This window comes from Longitalea luteola (assembly GCF_017356035.1).
GTDB lineage: Bacteria > Bacteroidota > Bacteroidia > Chitinophagales > Chitinophagaceae > Niastella > Niastella luteola.
The window spans coordinates 174,529-197,820 of the sequence record NZ_JAFIQX010000004.1; the positions used below are offsets into that span (position 1 = coordinate 174,529).

A 23,292-nucleotide genomic window follows, 5' to 3' on the forward strand; every position below is an offset into this window, starting at 1 on the left:
GGTCAATGGTGAATAGCTCGCGATTTTCGGAATTTCGAAACAAAGAGGAAACGAATTCCATTTACCATTGCCCATTGACTATTGACCATTGCCCATTGACCATTGACCATTGCCCATCCTCAATGCGCGAAATCTTCTTCGTAATTTCCCGTAATCCGCTCCATACTTGGATTGAAGTAACCGAACTTCACCTGGGGAAATTCTTCATGAATTAATTCCTGCAACTGTTTTATTCCCAGCAGATCGCCGGTTTCATAGGCGCCGATCCGGCCCATGTACCAGTCGGGATCGATATTGAAATTTCGCCATTGGATCATATTCAGATCGGTATCGATGATCAACTTTCGCAATGCTTCATATTCTTCCACACTGTCGGTCATGCCCGGGAACACAAAATAGTTGATACTCGCCCAGCCATTATAGCTGCGCACAACTTTCAAGCTTTCTATGATGTCTTCAAACTGATAATTGTTGGGGCGGTAATACGCTTCGTAAATATGCTTACGCGCCGAATTGGTGCTTACGCGAATGGAATTCAATCCCGCTTCGCACAATGCTTTTACCGCAGCCGGCTTGGACCCGTTCGTATTGATATTAATACTTCCCTTGGAAGTATGCTTGCGCATCTGAATGATCGACTCGCGAATGGTTTCCCACATCAGCAGCGGTTCACCCTCGCAGCCCTGGCCAAAACTAACGATCGGAAAAGGCGCCGTTTCCAGGTGCGGCACGGTAAACTCTACAATTTCCTCAGCAGTGGGCTTAAAGGTGAGCCGGTCCTGCGTAGAAACGATCTCTTCATCCTGGGGTTGAAAAGAAATACAGCCAATGCAATTGGCATTACACGCCGGAGATGAAGGCACCGGGCATTCCCAGCGGCCCATAAAATAGTTACGGGCGGCCGGACAATTATACGTCATGCAACAATTATCGGCCAGGTGTTTTACCAGCCGGTTGTGCGGATAGGCTTTCAGGAAAGTAGCTACTCCTGATTCAATACGTTTTGTATCGAAACCGGCGCATTCCTGGCGGATGTCCTGTTCAATACGCACTGCCGGTACATAGAATACATCATTCTGCCACCCCACAGCGGTATAACAGAACAGGGGCAACGTAGGGGCATCGGCGGCTGTTTCGTAAGCAGCCAGGTATAAACCCGTATGGGCAGGCGGAATAAAGGCAGCCACCGCCCAGCCTTTTTCGCACAGGCGCATGTGGCCCGTTGCCACATCGATACCGATTCCCCGGCGACCGGGCAATTCATACAAAGAACCGCCATCGGGCAATACGATCCAGTCTTCTACCGGCACCTCATAGGCATCCCAACCGGCTCTTCCGGTAGCATATAATGTAGTATCCTCAAAAATGTTTCCTTTTCCGTCGGAATACAATAAATACGGCGAACTCTTTAATTCAGACATCAATCACTTTTAAAAGCTAAAGGCTTAAAGCCTACAGCTTAAGGCAAAATCCCGAAAGGGAACCTGCATTAAGCCTTCAGCCTTCGGCCTTACGCCTGTTTTAAATAATGTCTGCAAAATTCGTGAATTTGATCGAGTTCTTCGAATTGAAGATTTTGGCGCAGGTCAAAACGATATGATCTGTCGCCAGAGGCGGCAATAGTGATGCGATCATATTGAGCGTCAATACGATCGATGTTCGACCAGATGAAAAAACGGCTTTCAGGCAGGGCAGGAATGGTAATGCCTGTATGGTGCAGCGCCACATATTCCGTGTTGAGCATTTTCTTTTCGCACCAGAAAAGGTAAGCATACGCCAGGCTCATTACAATATGCCCGGCGCCGATCAGCCACTCGCCAGACAAACAGGAGGTAATACCAATGCCTAGGAAGAAGATGATCTCTACCAGCCGGAAGAATAGATTCACCAGCGGCAGATCAGCGGTTATATTTTTACCTGCTATGGCCAGAATAAAAATGTCGACTGCCATAAATAATAAACAGCCCAGGTAAATGGGACTGCTGTGAGGTTGGTTCAAATGCGACAGCGCATGTACCAGGATCAATCCACCGGCAGCGAAATGCAAAGAGCGACCAGCGCGTTTCAATTTTTGAAATGCTGGATGAACAACAGGCAGGGCTAGTGAGTTCATACAACAGTAGTTTGTACTTAGATGCAGCGCGTGTTTAATTCCATAATGTCATTAGTACATTTTTAGTTTTGCGGGTGCTAAAATGAGTTGCAGGTTAAGTTACAGGTGTGAGGGTACCAGTTACCGGTTGCCGGTTCGAAGGCCACCGTGACACGGTTTTACGATTGCCGATTCACGTTTCCGCGCTGAAGTGTATTTCATCATCACATCATCAAATCATCACAACTTGTCCCGCTCTGCGGGATCATCACATTATCACATTACTATATGCGTTTTTATGCACCATAGATTTTTCAGACAGCACGCATTTTTTCAGTAGGTTTAATCTAATCAAATACCAACCTACCAATGAGAAAATTACTACCTGTCCTTTTGTGTTTAGTCTTTTCCACCTCCCTTTCCATGGCACAGAACGATACCAGCCGCGTGCATCATGTGAATGAATTGATCGCGCGGGAACCTGCTGTTCATTTACGGGCCGATAGTATCGTTAAGGTCAATGACGAGCTGCAGGTATACTTCAACACCGGTCAGTCGTTTATACCCGGCGCCATTACTGAAACCGAATCAGAACTGTTGACGGAACTTTTGTTACACCTTTTGACCGATACAGACAGCCGAAATGTGCTGCTGCTGGCCAAAGACCAGGCATCCGGCGAATGGAAAACACTCGATTTTTTTGTACTGTCGCCGCCCATTGAAAAGTATGAAGCAGTGAAGAACAATGATCCCTATCCCGATCAACCGGGAGCTGCAGGCGCAGCCCTGGCGCGCGTAATGCCGGGGGCCGGACAACCGGTTTCCGCAGGCGCCTTAAGCGGCAAAACCGTCTGGTTAAGTCCGGGCCATGGCTGGCAGAATACCGGCACCGGCTTCGGTTTTCTTACCCAGCGCGGCAATTCGAACCAACTGGTTGAAGATTTTACTACAGCAGAAACGGTTGACTATTATTTGTTGAACTATCTCATTAATGCAGGCGCCAACGTCTGGAGTGTTCGCGAACGCGATATGAACACCGCTGAGATCATTGTCAATAATGATGACGGTGCACCGGCCTATACAGAAACCGGCGCCTGGTCTAATGGCACCATTGCTGGTTATGGCGGCACCTACCGTACCCATGCAGCCAGCGCAACAGCCACGGCTACTGCTGTTTTCAGGCCCACGGTAGCCACCAGTGGATTATATTGGGTTTCGGTGCGCTATATCAGTGGTGTGAACCGGGCTACTGACGTGAAATATGCCGTTACCCATGCAGGCGGCACCACCAAATTCACCGTCAACCAGGAGATCCATGGCGACACCTGGGTGTACCTGGGACAATTCTATTTTTTTGCCGGTGGTAATTACAATGTTACCATCAGTAATCAGTCGGCCGACAGCACACAGGCAATTGTAGCAGATGCCATCCGGCTGGGTGGGGGTATTGGTGAAACCCCCGATTGTTTAAATGGTGGCATGGCCAGTGGACGGCCGCGGTTTGAAGAATCGGCTCGTCAGTATGCGCGGTTCCAGGGCCATCCGCCCTGCCGCGAAGATGTTACGGTTCGACCCATTTATACCGAATGGGAATTAAGCAAGGGGTTGCCTTCAGAAATAAACAATGCGGTCTTTGTTTCTTTTCATACCAATGCCGGCGGCGGAACCGGTACCGAAAGTTACCGCTATAACGGTGGGGGCGCCTCGCAACCTACTATCACCCCCGGCAGCACGCAGTTGCGCGACAGCATCCATAAACAGATCATTGCCGACATCAGGGCCGGCTGGCGCAGTACCTGGACCGACAGAGGTGTAAAGACCGCCAATTTCGGCGAATTAAGAGAATTGCGCAGCATTCCCGGAACGCTGATAGAATTAGGTTTTCACGATCACACCGGTGATGCGGCAGCGATGCGTGAACCGGAATTCCGGCGACTGGCCGCCAGAGCGATGTACAAAGGCATTCTGAAATTTTATACATACCGTGATAGCATCAGGCGCACCGTTTTACCGGAAGAACCCAACAAAGTGGCCGCCCGAAACATCGGGCATCATAAGATCCATTTGAGTTGGTCAGCCCCGGTAAGCGGCGGCATTTATGGTGACCCGGCCACCGGTTATCGGGTATACATCAGCGAGAACGGCCGCGGATTTGGTGACGCTATTGACGTTATTGACACTACCTATATTTTCAGGGGAAGACCGAATAAGACCTATTTCTTTAAAATTACCGCAGTAAATGCCGGAGGCGAATCCTTTGCTTCCAGCGTAGTGGCCGCCCGCACGCCGCGTCATGCCGTACCGGTGAAACATAAACCGGTTACCTGGCTGCTGGTCGATGGGTTCGACCGGCTCGATGCATCTGCCATGCTGCTGAAATTTGAAAGCAGCGCCCTCGGCAATGTACGCAGAATGGTACTCGGCAGCATGAACAACTACAGCTATATGGTAGAACATGGGAATGGGCTCGCCGGTTGCGATGTGGCATTTGATGGTGTGCAGAACGAAGTGATCGCCTCCGGCAGAATGGCCTTATCGAAATATTTTGCCGTTGACTGGTTTGCAGGTGAAGAAACTACCACCGGCCGTTCCCTTGATTCGGCAGAAAAAGCAGTCATTAAAAAATACCTCGACAAAGGCGGACGCCTGCTGATCTCCGGTTCAGAAATAGGGTGGGACCTTGGCCGTTCAGGTTCGCCAAATGCAGATTCTGCCTTTTATAAAGACTACCTGAAAGCGGTATATGTAAGTGATGGTGCCGGCACATATAACTTTAATGGTACTACCGGCTTTTTTAATGGAGGCAGCGGCACCTTCGGGAATGGCGTCAACGGTTCGTACAACGTAGATTTTCCCGATGTGATCGATACAATAGGCGGATCGGAATTAGTACTGAACTATGCCAACACCAGCAGCGCCGGCGCGGGTATTGGTTATAAAGGCCGGTTCAGGGTGTTGTATTTTGGATTTCCGGTTGAAGCCATTGTTGATGGTAATGTGCGTAACAACCTGGTTTGCGCATCGGTTGATTATCTATCGAAGCCCGACAGGCATTGCGGTTTTGTTTTGATCGGCAAACATGGCCACCGCGGTAACAGGCTTGAATGGGAAACAGGTCCGGAAACAAATACTGCTTATTACACCCTCGAAAGAAGTAAAGATGGCAAACATTTCGAAGCCATTAGCGGACGCATAACGCCGATGGGCTCTGTCGGTGAAGGGTACCAGTATGAGATCAATGATAACGATATTAATACGACCGCTTATTACCGGGTGGTAACAACGGATAAGAACAATCAGCAAACGATCTCCAACCTGGCCATCATACAAAATGAAGCAGCGCAACAGTTGTTTGTGTTGAATAATCCCGCCCGCGACAATATCCGCATTAAGATCAATGGCAATGGTCCCGTTCGTTTAAGCCTGATGAATGCAGAAGGAAGAATTGTTTATCAAAATACGGTGACGGTAAGTAACAGTCGCACGGTCACAATTCCCGCCAATGAGTTCGGAAAAGGTATTTATTGGTTGTCCGCCTTCGTCAGGGCTTCGGCGGACAAATCTGCAAATGTGAATGAACAGCACCTGCAGACAGTGAAGGTGTTGGTTCAATAGACAATAGACAATAGGCAATAGGGAGGTCTCAAACTCAAACCTCCCTGTTGTTCGCTTACCTGTTAACTCTTACTCTTTTCATTATCAACTCGCTCAACATATCAACTCCTCAACTTTTCAACTTTTTTCCTAATTTCATGAGCATGGAGCAATCAGACAAATTGAAGCGGATAGTGGAAGCCCGCATGAAATTGAAGAACCGGTTTGAAGAAAAGATGAGACAAACGCCATCAGTCGCCGATGAACGGCCCATGGGTACGGGTAAACCAAACCGGCATGGAATGCCTGAAATTCCTGTGGGGCAAACGGAAACCCGGAAATGGCCTGTGCTCGATCTGGGCATTCAACCTGAGATCCCCTTAACAGAATGGCAATTGATCGTAGATGGCGAAGTGGAGCATCCCGTAACATTGAACTGGGATGAATTTATGGCCCTGCCACAAATAGAAGATACTTCCGATTTTCATTGTGTGACCACCTGGTCGAAATTAAATATGAACTGGAAAGGGGTTCGGTTGCTGGATCTGGCGGCCCTGGTTCAACCCAAAGAAACAGCTACCCACATTCTTTGCTACGGTTACGACGAATACACCACGAATGTTGCCCTGGAAGAAGCGTTGAAACCCGATGTGTTACTCGTGCATACGGTAGAAGGGGAGCCCTTGCCAATAGAACATGGCGGTCCGGTGCGCATGATCACGCCCCAGTTGTATGCCTGGAAAGGTTCTAAATGGATCTGCAGAATAGAATTCCTGAAAAAAAATGTATTGGGTTTCTGGGAAGAAAGAGGTTACTCGAATACAGCATACCCATGGCGGAATGACAGGTATAGTTAACGATTTTCTCCACCCTCACATATTACTCATGAATAGAAGAAGCGTATTAAAACAACTCAGTTTGAGTGTAGGCGCCACGGTATTGGGCTCAAACACTATGGCGCGGCTTGCCAATGATACCATTGAATATGAAATGCCACACAATCCGTTGTACAAAAAAATTGAAAAACCAGTAACCGCCATTACCCTTGGAGCTGGTAGCCGTGGAAATGTATATGGAAATTTTGCCGCCAAATTTCCCAGCCTGCTGGATATTGTAGGAGTGGCAGAGCCCATTGCCATCAGGAATGAACGCTATGCTGCCAAACACCAGATCGATGCGAAAAACCGCTTTCATACCTGGGAAAGAGTGTTTGAACGGCCCAAGTTTGCAGATGCCATCATCATCTCAACACCCGACGCGCTGCATTATGGGCCCTGCATGAAAGCGCTTGAAATGGGATACGATATTTTACTGGAAAAACCCATTGCGCCCACCGAAAAAGAATGCCGTAATATTCTGGCGCTTGCTAAAAAAACCGGCCGCATTGTAGCCGTATGCCATGTATTACGTTATGCACCTTATTTTGTAAAAATGAAAGAACTGCTGGCGCAGGGTGCTATTGGCGAGGTCATCAGCATACAACACCTGGAGCCCATCGAGCATCTGCACATGGCGCATTCTTATGTACGCGGCAACTGGCATAACTCAAAGGAAACAACGCCGATCATCCTGGCCAAATCATGCCACGACCTGGATATTATAAAATGGATCATCAATAAGCCCGCCAAACAGATCTCAGCCATGGGCGATCTAAAGTGGTTTAGAAAAGAAAATGCACCGGAAGGCAGTACTGCCCGTTGTACCGATGGTTGTAAAGTGGAGCGCAGCTGCCCTTATTCAGCCATCAGGATGTATCACGAAAAAAGGCAACGCTTAGGTGTATTTGATCTGCCGGAAGACAAGGAGAAACACGCCGAAGCGATCATGCAAAATCTAAAGACCACCAATTACGGGCGTTGTGTATATCGTATGGACAATGACCAGCCCGATCATTATATTACTAATATCAGGTTCGGCGATAACATAACCGCCAGCTTCTCTATGGAAGCATTCACAAGCTATGCAGGGCGCCGCACCCGTGTTATGGGGTCAATGGGCGATATGGTAGGCGATATGAATGAACTGGTGATCACCGATTTCAGAACAGATAAGCAAACCAAACTGGTTCCCAAAGCTGAAGATGTTGATGAATACAAGAACAGCGGTCATGGTGGGGGCGACTGGCTGCTGGCGCATGATTTTGTGCAGGCAGTATCGCAGCAAAATCCCAAACTGCTAACATCTACTATCGATGAATCGATAGAAAGCCATATCATGGGTTTTATGGCAGAAGAAAGCCGGAAGACGAATAAAGTGATGTCCATTACTATATAAGTATCACTAAGTTTGTTGGAAACTGTGGATATAGTTATCTGTTACAGGTACAGGTTGCAGGGACGTCAATATTTTAGCCTTGTAACCCGGACTTTGTAACTAACCTGTAACTCTTTCGTACAACGACTGTTCATTTTCGAACAATCCATTTTTTATATCTCACTTTAATATACTGATAGTAAACATTTTAGCAATTGGCAATGGAGTTGTTACTTCAACTATTCTATTTTTGATGTAATACTTCAGAACCGATGCTGAAAAGTTATATAACCATTGCACTGCGCAATATCACCCGCAACAAAGTGTATTCGGCCATCAATATTGTTGGACTGGCTATTGGTATGGCAGCCTGCTTTTTTATTTTTCTATATGTGCGTTTTGAAAAGAGCTACGACCGGTTCCATAAAAATGCTGACCGGTTATACCGGATATCCATGAGCTATTACGGCTCGGCAAAAGGTCTGGCAACCACACACCCTGCTGTAGGCCCGGCTATGAAAGCCGATTTTCCTGAAGTAGTTGAGTTTGCCCGGCTGGCAAAACCAACCACCTTCAGCCAGACTTCAACCATGTGGTACACGAATGAAAAAGGTGAAAAGAAAATTTTCAATGAAGCCAATTTTTATATAGCAGATGCTGCTTTTATATCGATGTTCTCTTTTCCGTTTATAGCTGGCAATCCGGCAAAAGCGCTGGAAGCGCCACAAACCATAGTGATCTCCGAATCGATTGCTAAAAAATACATCGGTACAACCAATGCACTCGACAAAGTTCTTGTCATTAATCAAATGCCATTAAAGATAACCGGTGTATTTAAAGATCTTCCGCAAAACTCACATATCAAATTCGATATGTTGACCTCCTTTGCAACAGCTGGTGAAAAATGGGGTTACACAGAGTGGGGCTGGCCCGAATTCTATAATTATGTGATGCTTGCTCCCGATGCCGACCTCAAAAAGCTGGAAGCTAAATTGCCGGCTTTCACTGAAAAATACCTGGCTGCCAAAATGAAGGAATTCAATTTCAGGGCGAAGTTCTCTTTGCAGCCTGTCACCGATATTCACCTGAAGTCGGGTTTGAAAGGGGAACCGGAACCAGCCGGCAGTGAAAGAACGGTATATTTCCTTTCGGTATTGGGCATACTGACCCTCGTGATCGCCTGGATCAATTATATCAATTTGTCTACCGCAAAATCAATGGAGCGCGCGCGGGAAGTGGGCTTGCGAAAAATGGCCGGCGCCACCCGGCCCCAGGTGATCAGGCAATTTATTTTTGAGTCATTCCTGGTAAATTGTTTTGCGCTATTCATAGCCATTGCTTTGATTATCGGATTTGCGCCTTTGTTCGATCAGCTCACCGGTAAAAAAATCACGGCGGGCTTTTTGAATTCGGGGCTTATGAGTATGTGGAAATTCTGGTTAGTAGCAGCACTTATTTTTATTGCAGGCGCCATCCAGGTTGGCATGTATCCTGCTTTCCTTTTATCGGCTTTCAGTCCCGCATTGGTATTGAAAGGCAAATTCCTGCGATCAAATAAAGGTATTACATTAAGAAGAATATTGGTATCGGGACAGTTTGTACTGTCTATACTTTTGATCGCAGGTAGCATCATTGTATACCGGCAGTTATCGTTTATGCGTAATCAGCAGTTGGGTTATAACATCAATCAAATTGCTGTTATAAAGGCGCCTGCGGTATTTGACTCCACTTTTACAGCCAAAGCCCAAAGCTTTAAAACAGCCCTGCAGCAACATCCGGCCATTGTGAATATAGCACCTTCAACAGAAATACCCGGCAAAACGATATGGGCACGGAATACCGTAAGGAGGTTCAACCAGGACAGAAAAGAAGGTTTTGTGAGCGACCTGATAGTGACAGATCACGATTTTATACCCACCTATAACATGCAACTGGCAGCCGGTAACAACCTGCCCAACCAGCCATCAGGCAACGTTTTTGAAACATTGAACACCAAAGCGCTGGTGAATGAGCAGGCGGCTAAAATGCTTGGGTACAACAATATTAATGAAGTACTGAACCAAAAGGTGCTAGTTGTTTCCTGGTTTGGCGATATTACCTGCGAGATCGTTGGAGTGATAAAGGATTTTCATCAGCGATCATTAAAAGACCCTATTTTGCCCATGCTGTATTATCAGAATGACAGTTACAACTGGGCTTACTTCTCCATAAACATGAATACAAAAGACGCTGGTAAAACACTTGCTTTTATCAAAGCGCAATACGATAAATTCTTTCCGGGCAACGCATTTGAAAGCTTTTTCCTCGATGAGTATTTCAACCGGCAGTACCAGGACGATGAGCGCTTCGGTGACATCTTCGCGCTCTTCACCATACTGGCCATTGTTATAGCCTGTTTGGGGCTGATCGGTTTATCAACCTTCGCTATAAAACTGCGCACCAAAGAAATTGGTGTTCGCAAAGTGCTTGGAGCAACTGTACACAGTATTGTTTATTTGTTATTCAGCGATTTCATTAGGCTGGTTTGTATCTCGGGGCTCATTGCCGTTCCGGTTGTTTATTTCACCGCCAGTAAATGGCTCAGCAATTTTGCGTACCATATTCAGTTGGGCTGGTTCGTATTCATTCTGGCGCCGGCTTTGTTGATAATCATTGCTTTTATTACAGTGAGTATCCAAAGTATAAGAGCTGCCCTGGCCAACCCGGTAAAAGCGTTACGCAGTGAGTAAGCGAAACGCTTAACGCGGAACGCCTAACGCGGAACGCGCAACGCTAAAGGCTGAAGGCTAAAGGCTGAAGGCTGAAGGCAAAAACGCTGAAGGCAAAGCTATGCAGAACACCAAGGCTCGAGGCGCATAACTTTGAACTATAAACTTTGAACTATAAACTTTGAACTTTGAACTTTGAACTTTGAACTATAAAGCCTCATAGATCTCTGCTTCTATAATACTCAGCGTTCCTTTTGCTTTTGAGTCATCGCGCGGCACACCGTCATCGAGCTTTTTACCGGAAACTTCCACCATCTGGTTACCGGCTTCCTCTTTTGACTGCGTAGCCAGCTGTATCCGAACTTTTTTACCTTTTTGCGGTTTGCAGGTTATGGTATAGTAACCCAGCGTGGGCCGGGTAGTGCCGGAAAAAGCTTCTTTGCCATCAATGGTAATTACCAATGGATATGCACGGCTGCGGAAATTGTTCAATTTCAGCGTCACTTCACTGACGGTAGCCGGCCGTTCCAGTTCGTATTCGATCCACGCAGTAGAAAGTTTGCCATCGTTCACCCAATCGCTCAACTCATTATCATCATAGCTGGCAACGGCACTATCGGCATGTGCACCGGCCGTTGCTTTTACAATAGTTACCGGTATCCGGGTAGGAGTAAAGGAAGGTGTAGCGGGTGTTGGACCTCTATCCAACCGGGCGCTTAACCCGGCTGCTGGCAATCTTGTCGATAAACCATCTTTTTCTTCAAAAGGAACAGACGTTAATGTCAGAGCAGCCGCCTGCAATCCATCAGCAGTGGCTTTTATGGTGATCTTTCCGGCTGTGGTAGTCGACCGGATCAATACCCGGTTCACGCCATTCTCGACCGGCAGGCTTTTAGCCAGGATATAATTGTCTGGCCCCATCGCCATGCCACCACGCCATTCGGCAGGTCCATCCAGGGTGAAGTTCACCCTATTCAATGCAGTTGGACAGCGCTCACCTTTGGCATCTATCACTTCTACTTCAACGAGTGACAGATCATGTCCATCGGCGATAAATGGCACAGGTCTTTCAATGTTCTTTAACCGAAGGGCAACCGGTTCACCTTTTGTAGTGATCCTGGTTTCGCAAACCACTTTTCCTTTCGCATCAGATCCAAAAGCGGCAATAGTGCCTGGTTGCCATTCCACATTCTTAAAAGTGAACAGAAAACCATTGCTTTTCTCACCGAACCCAAGCGATCTGCCATTTACCTTTAATTCGACTTTAGCCGCAGAGGAAACTACATAGATATCTTTCTTTACACCTGGTGCATAATTCCAGTGTCCAATGATATGGATGCCATACGTCTCCGGATTCACCCAGCCATCCCACATTACCTGGTGCGAATAAAAGTTTTGCTTTTTAATGCGTAAGGCATCTACCTCACCGCTTCGCCGATAGTTTTCTTCCCCGCGATGGTGTGTATTCGTTTCAGAGAACACGATATTAACGCCGCCTGAACTTACACGTTTACCGGTACCGGGGCGCTCATTCCAGAACTCGAACCAGCGTTTTACATTTTCCACGGCATGCGATTCCATATTACGGTTGTAAGCAGCAGCGTTTTGTCCGTTATGCAATGGACCTTCGCCATCTTTGTGATAAGGTGGCGTGTAATCATCCCAGTATTTACGGGAGCCTTCATCGCGGGAATATTCCATGGCCCACATGGGAATGTGCGCACTTTTGTTGGTGTATAACATTTCGCCCCCATACTCTGCTATTTTGCTGTTCAGCATTTCGCGCGAACCAATGGCCCGGCCGCCATGCGGATCATACGCATCCCGGATGGCTTTCATTTCCTGCATATGCTGCTCGCTGATAGATTCATTGCCACATTCGTAAAACAGGATACTTGGATTGTTCCGGTTATAGATGATAGCATCCCGCATCACGGCTTTACGCTGCTCCCACCTGGTGCCGGTAACATCCTTCTCGGCATCCCCCGCCGGCATGGCCTGTAGCAGACCAACCCGGTCGCAACTTTCTATATCCTGCTTCCAGGGCGTAATATGCATCCAGCGAACCAGGTTGCCATTACTTTCCACCATCAGGTGATTGCTGTAATCGCTTAACCAGGCAGGCACACTCAACCCGATCGCCGGCCATTCATTACTGGTTCTTTGTGCATAACCATGCACCATGATCACCCGGTCATTCAGGTAGATCATGCCATTCCTGAATGCCGTTTTCCTAAATCCGGTTGTTGTTTTTACAACATCTACTGGTTGTCCATTCACTTTTATAGCTGTTTGCACTGTATACAAATAGCCATACCCCCAGCTCCAGAAATGCAATCCGTTCACTACGGCGGCGGCTTTTACAACAGCTGTTGACCCCGGCGCCAACGTTGTTTTATCACCGGTAAAAGTTTTCACCGGTTTTCCGGCTATATCAGTGATGGATACTTCGTATTGAACCGTTTGTGGTGCAGCCGTTTCATTCTTAACGGGCGATTCGGCATGAATTGTAGCAGAACGTCCTCTGATGTTGAACTGATCGGCATATACATATACGCCGGTGGTGCCCAGTGCGGTGAACAGCGGCAGCGTTTGATATACTTTTCCCGTTATATGCAAGTATACATTCTTGTTAATACCACCATAGTTGGCATTGAAGTTTTTGTCTTCCCACTGAAATTTCGTATTGGTAGCACGCTCATGGTAATCCCAGCTATTATCTATCCGCACGGCCAGCACGTTCTCAGCATCACCTTCCTTCACGAGGTTGGTAATATCGAACCCAAAAGCCGTGATACCATTTTCGTGCATGCCAATATATTTTCCATTTAAATAGAAATCACCAGCCTGCCGGATACCTTCAAACTCGAGGAAGATTTTATGACCCTTTGCTGTAGCGGGTAATTTAAAATGTTTACGATACCAGGCGATGCCGGTGCTCAGGTCTCTGATATCTTTCTTAAAGGCCTCGTCTTCATTCCAGGCCCAGGGCAGGGTCACCGCCCGCCAGGCAGCATCATTAAAAGAAGGCTCTTTGGCAGTGGAATCATCGCCAACAAAAACTTTCCAGTTGCTATTGAAATTGTACGTTGATCGCTGGGCATACGATTGCAGATAAATCAGGGCAAGAATAAAAGCAACAAATCGTTTTATCACTTAATATTTTTTGAGTATCGTTAACAATAACTTACCATTTACAGGCCGTCTCTTTGTAGACGCTATCCGGATGCAAATGTGGGGGTGACTGAAAAAAAATCCTGCCTGAATCCGGCGTACTGATTTCCAGCTGCAGGCATTGACCGTACCGGCAAATTATAATAATTTTACTATCAGAAGGATCTGTCCATGAAACAAAAGAAATTCCTGACCGCCAAATGGCTGCGATTGATCATGGCGAATTACGAGATCGACGCCAAAGCGTTGCAACCGTATTTACCCGCAAAAACTGAACTGGATACCTGGAATAACAGGACGTATGTGAGCCTGGTTGGTTTTCTGTTTCATGATACCTGCGTTATGAAAGTGCGTGTTCCTTTTCACACCACTTTTCCGGAAGTGAACCTGCGCTTTTATGTTCGCTACAAAGAAAATGGCGTTTATAAACGGGGCGTCGTGTTCGTAAAGGAGATCGTTCCCAAACGCGCGATCACTTTTATTGCGAATACGCTCTTCCGGGAAAGATATGTTACGCTGCCCATGAAAGCGTTCTCCCATACCAGTGAACAGGGCCTGCACATTGGGTATCACTGGAAATTCAATAACCACTGGAATAAACTGGAAGTAAGGACCGGTTTGCAAAAATATCCATTGCAGGCTGGCAGCGAAGAAGAATTCATTACGGAACATTTCTGTGGTTATACCTGCATCAACGATCAGCTTACCGGGGAATACCAGGTAGAACACCCGAGCTGGGATGTATACCCGGTTGAACAATATACAGTTGATTGCGATTTTGCAAAGCTGTACGGTCCGGCTTTCGCCGAACTGAACGGCCGGCAACCTGTTTCCGTGTTCCTGGCAGAGGGATCGCCGATCAATGTGTATAGCAAGCGAATCCTTCAATAGGAGTTCACGTCTGCCGCTACACGTCTGCCGTTTCGCGTCTGCCGCGAACCACTCACCATCCACCTTCCACCTATAGGGGGTTAGGGGGCCTTAGGATCTTCCTGGCTCTGGAATGGAACGCGGCGGTTTCGTATGGCCAGCGTTCTTCAATGATCAATTTCAACTCCGGTCTGATATCGGGGTATAACGCCGACAGGTTTTCAAGAATGGTTAAACAGGACGCTTTTACGGCCGGGGCCGTTTCAGGATCGGCCACAAATTCAAAACAGGTATTCATTACTTCGCCGTGGTAATTTTCGGGAATGGATACAAACTGCAGCAACCGCACAATGTTCCGCACCACGGCAACATGCACATCGTTTCTTTTCAAAAGCGGCAACAGCTGTTTATAATACGGAGTGATCAGCTCAGGATGTTTCTCAACACAAATACTCAACGGCCAGCCTGCCCGCTGGGTAACCCGGTACCCGCCTTTTAAAAATAAATCCATCAGTTGGGCAAAACGCGTTTTATCGCCGCCGACATAACGAACGATCCTTTCACACTGGGCTTTCGAGTGCTCCTTTTCAATTGCTTTTAATAAATCCATATAAATTTGAAAAATAGTCATTTTACCATCATCACCAGCCTTGTTACCAAAATTCACCCGGATGCTGGCGATGGCTTATAAAAATTATCAGATGAAAAAAACTTACTTATTATCCGTTTTTCTAACAGGCCTTTTGAGTGCCTGTCAACCCAAAAAATCTGCTGTGGTTTTTCAGACCGATTTTGGTCTGAAGGATGGGGCGGTCAGTGCAATGAAGGGCGTAGCTACCGGCGTCGATGCCGGCCTGAAATTGTATGACCTTACCCATGAGATCCCGCCATATAATATTTGGGAGGCAGCTTACCGGCTCGAGCAAACGGCTCCTTACTGGCCAGCCGGTACTGTTTTCGTTTCCGTCATAGATCCCGGTGTAGGTACCAGCCGCAAGTCGGTGGTATTGAAAACGAAAACCGGCCATTACTTTGTTACGCCCGACAATGGCACACTAACGTTGATCTCCGAATCGCTTGGCATTGAGTCAGTACGTGAGATTGATGAAGAATTAAATAGAAGGAAGAACTCTCAGGCATCGTATACTTTTCACGGAAGGGATGTATATGCGTATACCGGTGCGCGGCTGGCAGCCGGGGTGATCAGTTTTGAACAGGTAGGTAAGCAATTACCTGCATCGGTAGTCACCCTTCCGTACCAGAAACCGGTGCTCAGGGGAGATTCCATATTGGGCAACATTCCCATTCTTGATGTTCAGTATGGGAACGTCTGGACAAACATTAACGACTCGATTTTCAAACTGTTACACGTGGAACCTAAAGAAAAATTGAAAATAAAAATAAATAAGAATGGCCTCCCGGTGTTTGACCAGGATATTGAATTTGTGAACACGTTTGGCGACGTGCCGGAAGGGAAACCACTGGCTTATATGAACAGCCTGATGAACTTTTCCCTGGCCATAAACAGGGGGAATATGGCCGATTCCTTTGATATAAACAGCGGAGCGGAGTGGAATATTGTAGTCAAGAGGAAAAAACCAAATTAACTTTTACACAATTTCTGCTAAACAGTGGATAACCAGCCAGGTAGAAAGGGCATCGTAATAGTTCGATGAACCAGACCTGGCAAAAACAATCGAAAAGGAAAAATTGTATTGATTACTAAATGGTTACCTGCGCCAGTTCCTTTTAAATTAAAGGAACCAGGGTGATCTTTTCCATATTTGGCTGTCATAAGCCTTTGCCCTCGCCCTCGGATAGAAATTCGGATAGAAATTCGGAAAGAAACAAAGAGCAATTTGCCTGCATAGCAACAGTTTACTTTAAGTTAAATTAAAGGTCAACAAGGAAACTAATTGAATAAGTAAGCTTTATTGCGTGCAATGGGGCTGCAAAAGAAGAATTCTCGGTTTATATCATTGTAGTTTCCTGCTACTTTCACCGGAACGGAAGGCAGGTAATCGTTGATTAGCCTCCTTGGATCTATGATGAATCCGTAAATCCCAAAATCAGAAATCAGAAAATCAGAAATCAGAAATCTCAAACTGAGCCTGATGCAATCAGGAAATTAACTAATGCCCGCCTGCTGTATTTTAATAGCTTTATGACTTATTATTGCAGTATCAGTTAGGAATTAACCACGAAAAAACACGCACCTTAATATGATTATAAAAAATCTGCATATCCAACGGCGCACGGGACTCGGCGAAAAAGGTACTACTGTACTGGCTGGCGATATAGGTGGTACAAAAACCAACCTGGCATTTTATGTGGCAATGGAAACCGGATTAAAAGTATTATATACCGGCAGATATCCATCGGCAGAATATACGTCCTGCACAGCCATTCTGCAACAGTTCCTGGCTGATAACAAATGCCCGGCGCCCGACAGGATCTGCCTGGGCGTTGCTGGTCCGGTGCTGGATGGCAAAGTAAATCTCACCAACCTCGACTGGGATATTGATATTAAAGAAGTAAAACGCACAATGGGCGTTGAGGCCGTTTACTTATTGAACGACCTGGAGTCAATGGCGTATGGACTGGCTGCACTAACAGAAGAAGATCTTATAACAATACATCCGGGAAATGACAACAGCACCGGTAATATGGCCATCATTGCACCGGGAACCGGTTTAGGCCAGGCTGGTCTATACTGGAATGGACAAAATCATTTTCCGTTCCCTACGGAAGGCGGGCATGCCGATTTTTCACCGCGAACCGATCTGGATATCGCCTTATTAAAATTCCTGCAAAATGAATATGGCGTCGTGAGCTGGGAAAAAGTAGTGGCTGGTCCGGCCATTACAGATATCTATCGCTTTTTGCGCGATGTAAAGAACCGGGAAGAACCGAACTGGTTAAAGGAAGCGCTGGAACAGGAAAAGAATGATTCGGCAGTGATCAGTGGTGCTGCAATCGAACAAAAGGCAGCTATTTGTGTTGAAACGATGGAGTTGTTTGTGCGGTACCTGGCGCGTGAATCATCGAACCTGGTATTGAAGATGAAAGCTACCGGTGGATTATTCCTGGGCGGAGGTATTCCCCCTAAAATTGCGCCTTTATTGTTGCAAAAACAATTCATGGAGCATTATATGGATTGTGATCGCATGCAACATTTACTGGAGAACGTACCCATCCGAATTATCAAAAATGATAAAACCGGGCTTATCGGCGCCGCATACTATGGAGCTTACTTAATTTGATAAGGCCATCCATCATAAAAAGAAAAACCGTCCCGCGTTTACCGGAACGGTTTTTCTGTAAGTAATAAAATTACTTTTGTGATGTTGAAGGTGAAGACAGATTGAGATGCATTGTATCTGGTTGCTTCTTACTTGTATCTTTTTTCTTTGGTGTAGTATCCTGCTCGATTGCATTACCGTTGTAAACTTCTGCTCTAACTGGTGTGTTTGATACTACCATAGTAACTGCAAAAATGCAAAGACCAATGCCTGCCGCTAAAAAGCTTCTTTTCATAACTTTGAGTTTTTAATATGTAAAAAATGTAATTAACTAACTAAAGTAACTACGCTGGGGAGCGGGTAGGCTACAAAATCAGGTTAAGCAATCGGCTTGTAGTTTTAAAAATCGCTAGGTTATCAATTAAGTATTAAGAATCATGCCAAAAAAATCAACTGCATTCAAAAAATAGAAAAATTAAACTATTTATTACTGCTTAATAAAACCTGCACACACTTCAATAAAGATGTATTATTTATTGATTTTCCTTGAGATATAATTTCCGAATACAATATTTATCCTGCCCTTTCGTCTACCAGAAAAAAATACCTTATTACCCGTAGCAACCAGTTCCAGCCGGCAAAAAAACAGCTGTTGTTAAGAAAGGATCCAGAAAATTAAAAAGTCCGGCACCATTTTTTGCAACATTGATTATTAAACATTAAAACGTTCATTGCTTTATATGGCTCGTGGCAACAGACAGGATAACGGTGCTCGTAAACCGGATATGCCTAAAGCAAGATTGACAAAGGAAAATTTGAAGGAAGCGTTATTAATTTTCAGCTACGTGAGACCATATCGCTGGACATTCATAACCGGATTGCTTTTCATTGCACTCAGCAGCGGTACTACCATGGCTTTTCCTTATTTCTTAAAAAGACTTATTGATAGTGCTCACTCACTCAGCCTCGGTAAGGATGCCATAGCACCCGGCGCCATTGCCATGTGGATGTTGGGTATATTAATATTACAAATGATCTTTTCCTTTATGCGCGTGTACCTGTTTTCCTATGTTGGGGAATACGCGCTGGCGGATATGCGAAAAGATGTGTATCGCAAAATGATCATGATGCCCATGAACTTTTTTGCACAACGCAGGGTGGGAGAGCTCTCGAGCCGCATCAGCGCCGACCTTTCGCAAATACAGGAAGCCGTTACCGGCATGCTGGCAGAAATTTTGCGTGGGCTGTTAACGCTTGTAATTGGAATGGGATTGATATTATATTTATCCCGGTCGCTTACGGTGGTAATGTTATCTGTTGTGCCTGTGATTGTGATAGCCGGCGTGGTGTTTGGGAAAAAGATCCGCAAGCTCTCGCGCCATACACAGGATCAGCTGGCCGACTCCAATACCATTGTGCAGGAAACCCTGCAGGGAATCGGTAATGTAAAATCGTTTACTAATGAGTGGTATGAGATCGGGCGCTATACCCGTAGCTTGCAGCAGGTGGTGAAACTTGCGGTGAGCAATGGCCGCTTCCGGGGACTGTTCGTTTCTTTTATATTAATGAGCATTTTCGGAACCATTATTCTCGTTGTGTGGTATGGCACCACATTAGTGCAGGCGGGTACGCTTTCATTCGGTGACCTTACCGCTTTTGTCGTTTATACCGCTTTTGTCGGCGGTAGCATGGCGGGCTTTGCCGACCTGTACAGTCAACTGCAAAAAACACTGGGAGCTACCCAGCGCGTTCGGGAAATATTGCGTGATGATACAGAACCGGTAACAGTAAATGATGAACCGGTTGAGGAAAAAAACAAATTGCTGGGAGCAGTTCGTTTTGAACATGTAGCATTCAGTTACCCATCCCGCAAAGAAGTACATATCTTAAAAGATGTGACCATCACTGCAGCGCCGGGCGAACAGATCGCCATTGTTGGTCCAAGCGGAGCCGGCAAATCAACCATTGCTGCGCTGCTGTTACGCTTTTATCATCCCGATGAAGGCCAATTATTGTTCGATGGTAAACCGGCCGATGAAATTCCGCTTTCACAGCTTCGCAAACAAATGGCATTGGTACCCCAGGACGTATTGTTGTTTGGCGGCACCATCAGGGAAAATATTGCTTATGGCAAACCCGGCGCCACCCAGGAAGAGATTGAAGAAGCTGCCCGTAAAGCCAATGCCCATGATTTTATTATCAGCTTCCCTGAAGGATATGATACCATGGTAGGAGAGCGGGGCGTAAAATTATCGGGCGGTCAACGGCAGCGAATTGCCATTGCGCGGGCTATCTTAAAAGACCCGGTGATCCTCGTGCTGGATGAAGCCACCAGTTCACTCGATGCCGCTTCCGAATCGCTGGTGCAGGAAGCGCTGGACAATCTTATGAAAAACCGTACTTCATTTGTCATTGCGCACCGGCTTTCCACCATTCGCAATGCCGGTAAGATCATTGTGCTCGATAAAGGCCATGTGGTTGAAAGCGGCACCCACCAGGAACTACTCGCCCAGGAAGATGGTTTATATAAAAGTTTGAATAAACTGCAACTCGAATGGACGTCGGATTAATTGACTCTCCTGCGCCACTTCGCACTGCGTGGTGTGAATATTGATGTCACTATATAAACTTCCATCCGTTGGAACCACATTAAATTAATATTAAATAAATTTTTAGCATGCACACCTGCGTCACATTTTTACCGTCTAATAGCCCATCCGGTTAAAATTCATGTAACTGGGTCTAAAAAAATCACAAACTGCGTAATGAAACCTGTATTAGCACTGTTTTTAGCAAATTTTATAACGATATCCCTATGGGCCCAGGTAGAAAATGTTTCCCCAAAAAAGCCAGCCGCAGCAGGTGCTGGTAAATTGTTTGGTAAAATAGTTGACGCCAGGAACAATAAAGGTATAGATGCCGCTTCTGTTCAATTATTTGAAAAGAATTCCAATACGCTGGCTGGTGGGATGTTGACCAAACCCAATGGCGATTTTGATATCAGCCATCTTTCCACTACCGATACTTTCAAACTGGTTGCCACTGCTATAGGATATGCTAAACAGGAAATAATTATCTTTTTCGAGGGCTCAGCCAAAGGCGACTTTGTTCAAAAAGACCTTGGCAACATCAAATTAACCGCCGAATCACAATATTTGGGATCAGTTACCGTGGTTGCGCAAAGACCTGCGCTGCAAATGGGCATCGATCGTAAAACATTTGATGTTGAAAAGAACCTGTCTTCCGCAGGTGGTACCGGCATCGATGTAATGCGGAATATTCCTTCGGTAACTGTTGACGTTGACGGAAACGTGCTCTTGCGCAACAATGCGCCGCAGATCTTTGTAGATGGCCGCCCTACCATCCTTACTTTAGACCAGATACCGGCCGACAATATTGAAAGGGTAGAGCTCATCACCAATCCTTCCGCCCAGTTTGACGCCGCCAGCACAGGCGGCATCATCAATGTGGTACTGAAAAAAAATAAAAAGCTGGGCCTGAACGGTCTTGTTTCAGCCGGCGCCGGTACACCTGGTATCTATACCGGCAACCTGGCGCTTAATTTACGCCAGGGCAAATTTAATTTCTTTGTAAACGGAAACTATAACCAGTCAGGCGGCCGCGCCAAATCGGAAACCTACCGCCAGAATAAAGACAATGGTATTGTTCAGAATTACTTTAACCAGGTCGCATATAATGATCGTGAGCGCCGTTTTTCTTCTATCCGGTTTGGAATGGATTATTATCTTGACAACCGCAATACGTTTACCATTACGCAGCATATCGGCGGCGGAAAATTTGGCAATGCGGAAGAACAGCACCAGGAGTACCTGGATATTCACCGGCAGGCCGACCACTATGGATTTAGAACATCTGACAACAGTTCGAACAATGAGCGCGGCAGCACGCAATTGATCTTCAAACACAATTTCGTGGAGAGCGGCAAAACGTTAAGTGCAGATATCAATTACAACTACGGAAATAACACCGATAATACAAATATCAGCAACACGTATTCCTATCCGGATGGCAGTGAATACGCGCCGGAAAGCCGGGTTCGTAATGAAGGTTCCGGCCGTAATAACCAGGTCACCATACAGGTTGATTACGTTGATCCAAACGGGGAAGATAACAAGCTTGAAACAGGCGTACGTACTTACATCAACGATTTTACGAGTATTTTCAATGCCTATTCAGTTAACAATGCTGCCGAGATCAAATTGCCATTGAGCAACCACTACAAATACCGGGAAATGGTAAATGCAGCCTATGCCACATACACCGGGAAATGGCAGGGGATAGGCTACCAGGCAGGTTTACGCGCTGAATTTTCTAAATTCGATGGCGAACTTGTCGACAGCGCCCAGAAATTCGGTTATCAGTTCCCGCAACAGCTCAAAAATATCTGGGATGCATTGTTCCCGAGCTTATACCTGAGTAAAACGATCGGCGAGGGGCAGGAGATCCAGTTGAATTACAGCCGCCGTATCCGCAGGCCCGATTTCTGGCAAATGAACCCCTTCGTCGACATCAACGATCCGCTGAATATCAGGCAGGGTAATCCCGCCCTGCGCCCAGAATTCACAAATTCATTTGAATTCAATTACAACAAAACTTATTTCGCAGGCAGCTTCCTGGGCGTTATTTATTTCCGCAATACCCAGGGCGATATCACGCGTTACAGCGACACCATCTCGGCTGAACAATTTCAGCGGTTGAACAATGCAGCCATAGATCCCAGCGCTATTTTGAACACTTTCGTCAATGCCCAATACCAGAACCGCTGGGGCGCTGAATTGACCTTACAACAAAAGCTCGGACAACAATTTGACATTACACCTACCATCGACATGCAGTATAAAAAAGTCGTGTCTGATGTCAACAATACCGATCTGAGCAATGAAGGATTTAATATGGAAGCCAAATTGATCATCAATTACCGGCTTGCTGCCAAATCAGCTTTCTGGAACAAATGGAGCTTCCAGGCCACCGGTGAATACGAATCACCCGAAGTGGTTCCGCAGGGAAAACGCAAGGAAATGTATGGCATCGATCTCGGTCTGCGCAAGGAATTTCTTAAGAACAAAGCCACCTTCACTTTTAACGTAAACGACTTATTTAATTCCAGAAAACGGGGAATGATAAGCGATACTGAAAATTTTTACCAGGATTCATACCGTCGCTGGAATGTGCGTAGCTTCCGGGCAACCCTTACTTACAAATTTGGCAAGGCCGATTTCCAGTTATTCAAACGGAATAACAACGGCAGCGGCCAGGAAGAACATGATGACAGAGACTAAACCCCAGCACCTAAGGGGGAGAAGCTGATCTGATACTTTCAGGCATGTTCCCCTTGCAA

At 46.2% G+C, this 23,292-nt stretch carries 14 protein-coding genes; 9 read left to right on the top strand and 5 right to left on the bottom strand.

Translation table 11 applies throughout. The annotated features are described in order from the left end of the window. Positions 1–119: 119 nt before the first annotated feature. Both JUB15_RS12130 and JUB15_RS12135 read right to left on the bottom strand, forming a co-directional pair. Positions 120–1,421 carry a radical SAM family protein gene (locus JUB15_RS12130; protein ID WP_207512751.1) on the bottom strand — a complete coding sequence of 434 codons (1,302 nt, stop codon included), beginning with the start codon at positions 1,419–1,421 and terminating at the stop codon, positions 120–122. Between the two features lie 89 nt (positions 1,422–1,510). Beyond that, the gene (locus JUB15_RS12135) at positions 1,511–2,113 is read right to left on the bottom strand and encodes a hypothetical protein (RefSeq protein WP_207512752.1); all 603 of its coding nucleotides are present in this window, start codon (positions 2,111–2,113) and stop codon (positions 1,511–1,513) included. A 348-nt stretch (positions 2,114–2,461) separates the two neighbouring features. Between JUB15_RS12135 and JUB15_RS12140 the strand changes: the two genes are divergently transcribed. The 4 genes from JUB15_RS12140 (at position 2,462) to JUB15_RS12155 (ending at position 10,668) form a co-directional block, all read left to right on the top strand. Further along, complete coding sequence (locus JUB15_RS12140; protein WP_207512753.1) at positions 2,462–5,707, top strand: golvesin C-terminal-like domain-containing protein; 3,246 nt, start codon at positions 2,462–2,464, stop codon at positions 5,705–5,707. A 143-nt stretch (positions 5,708–5,850) separates the two neighbouring features. Beyond that, positions 5,851–6,543, top strand: coding sequence for a molybdopterin-dependent oxidoreductase (locus tag JUB15_RS12145; protein ID WP_207512754.1), 693 nt, complete (start codon positions 5,851–5,853; stop codon positions 6,541–6,543). A 28-nt stretch (positions 6,544–6,571) separates the two neighbouring features. Next, entirely contained in the window at positions 6,572–7,960 is a 1,389-nt protein-coding gene (locus tag JUB15_RS12150) for a Gfo/Idh/MocA family protein (RefSeq protein WP_207512755.1), read from the top strand. A gap of 251 nt (positions 7,961–8,211) precedes the next feature. Further along, positions 8,212–10,668, top strand: a complete 2,457-nt coding sequence (locus JUB15_RS12155; RefSeq protein ID WP_207512756.1) for an ABC transporter permease — start codon at positions 8,212–8,214, stop codon at positions 10,666–10,668. 186 nt (positions 10,669–10,854) lie between these two features. Here the strand turns inward: JUB15_RS12155 and JUB15_RS12160 are convergent, their stop codons facing one another. Then, positions 10,855–13,803, bottom strand: coding sequence for a glycoside hydrolase family 2 protein (locus JUB15_RS12160; protein WP_207512757.1), 2,949 nt, complete (start codon positions 13,801–13,803; stop codon positions 10,855–10,857). A gap of 189 nt (positions 13,804–13,992) precedes the next feature. Here JUB15_RS12160 and JUB15_RS12165 point away from each other — a divergent pair, with 189 nt between their 5' ends. Further along, entirely contained in the window at positions 13,993–14,712 is a 720-nt protein-coding gene (locus tag JUB15_RS12165; protein ID WP_207512758.1) for a YqjF family protein, read from the top strand. 70 nt (positions 14,713–14,782) lie between these two features. On the opposite strand, the gene JUB15_RS12170 is transcribed toward JUB15_RS12165, so the two are convergent. After that, positions 14,783–15,301, bottom strand: coding sequence for a HEAT-like fold family protein (locus tag JUB15_RS12170; protein ID WP_207512759.1), 519 nt, complete (start codon positions 15,299–15,301; stop codon positions 14,783–14,785). Between the two features lie 91 nt (positions 15,302–15,392). Between JUB15_RS12170 and JUB15_RS12175 the strand changes: the two genes are divergently transcribed. Both JUB15_RS12175 and glk read left to right on the top strand, forming a co-directional pair. Next, a complete protein-coding gene (locus tag JUB15_RS12175; RefSeq protein ID WP_207512760.1) occupies positions 15,393–16,298 on the top strand; it encodes an SAM hydrolase/SAM-dependent halogenase family protein in 906 nt (301 codons plus the stop codon). Positions 16,299–16,913: 615 nt separating this feature from the next. Further along, the gene (gene glk, locus JUB15_RS12180) at positions 16,914–17,954 is read left to right on the top strand and encodes a glucokinase (RefSeq protein ID WP_207512761.1); all 1,041 of its coding nucleotides are present in this window, start codon (positions 16,914–16,916) and stop codon (positions 17,952–17,954) included. Positions 17,955–18,024: 70 nt separating this feature from the next. Here the strand turns inward: glk and JUB15_RS12185 are convergent, their stop codons facing one another. Next, positions 18,025–18,228, bottom strand: coding sequence for a hypothetical protein (locus JUB15_RS12185; RefSeq protein WP_207512762.1), 204 nt, complete (start codon positions 18,226–18,228; stop codon positions 18,025–18,027). A 445-nt stretch (positions 18,229–18,673) separates the two neighbouring features. Here JUB15_RS12185 and JUB15_RS12190 point away from each other — a divergent pair, with 445 nt between their 5' ends. Both JUB15_RS12190 and JUB15_RS12195 read left to right on the top strand, forming a co-directional pair. After that, positions 18,674–20,503, top strand: coding sequence for an ABC transporter ATP-binding protein (locus JUB15_RS12190; protein ID WP_207512763.1), 1,830 nt, complete (start codon positions 18,674–18,676; stop codon positions 20,501–20,503). 195 nt (positions 20,504–20,698) lie between these two features. Then, positions 20,699–23,233 carry a TonB-dependent receptor gene (locus tag JUB15_RS12195; RefSeq protein WP_207512764.1) on the top strand — a complete coding sequence of 845 codons (2,535 nt, stop codon included), beginning with the start codon at positions 20,699–20,701 and terminating at the stop codon, positions 23,231–23,233. Positions 23,234–23,292: the final 59 nt, after the last annotated feature.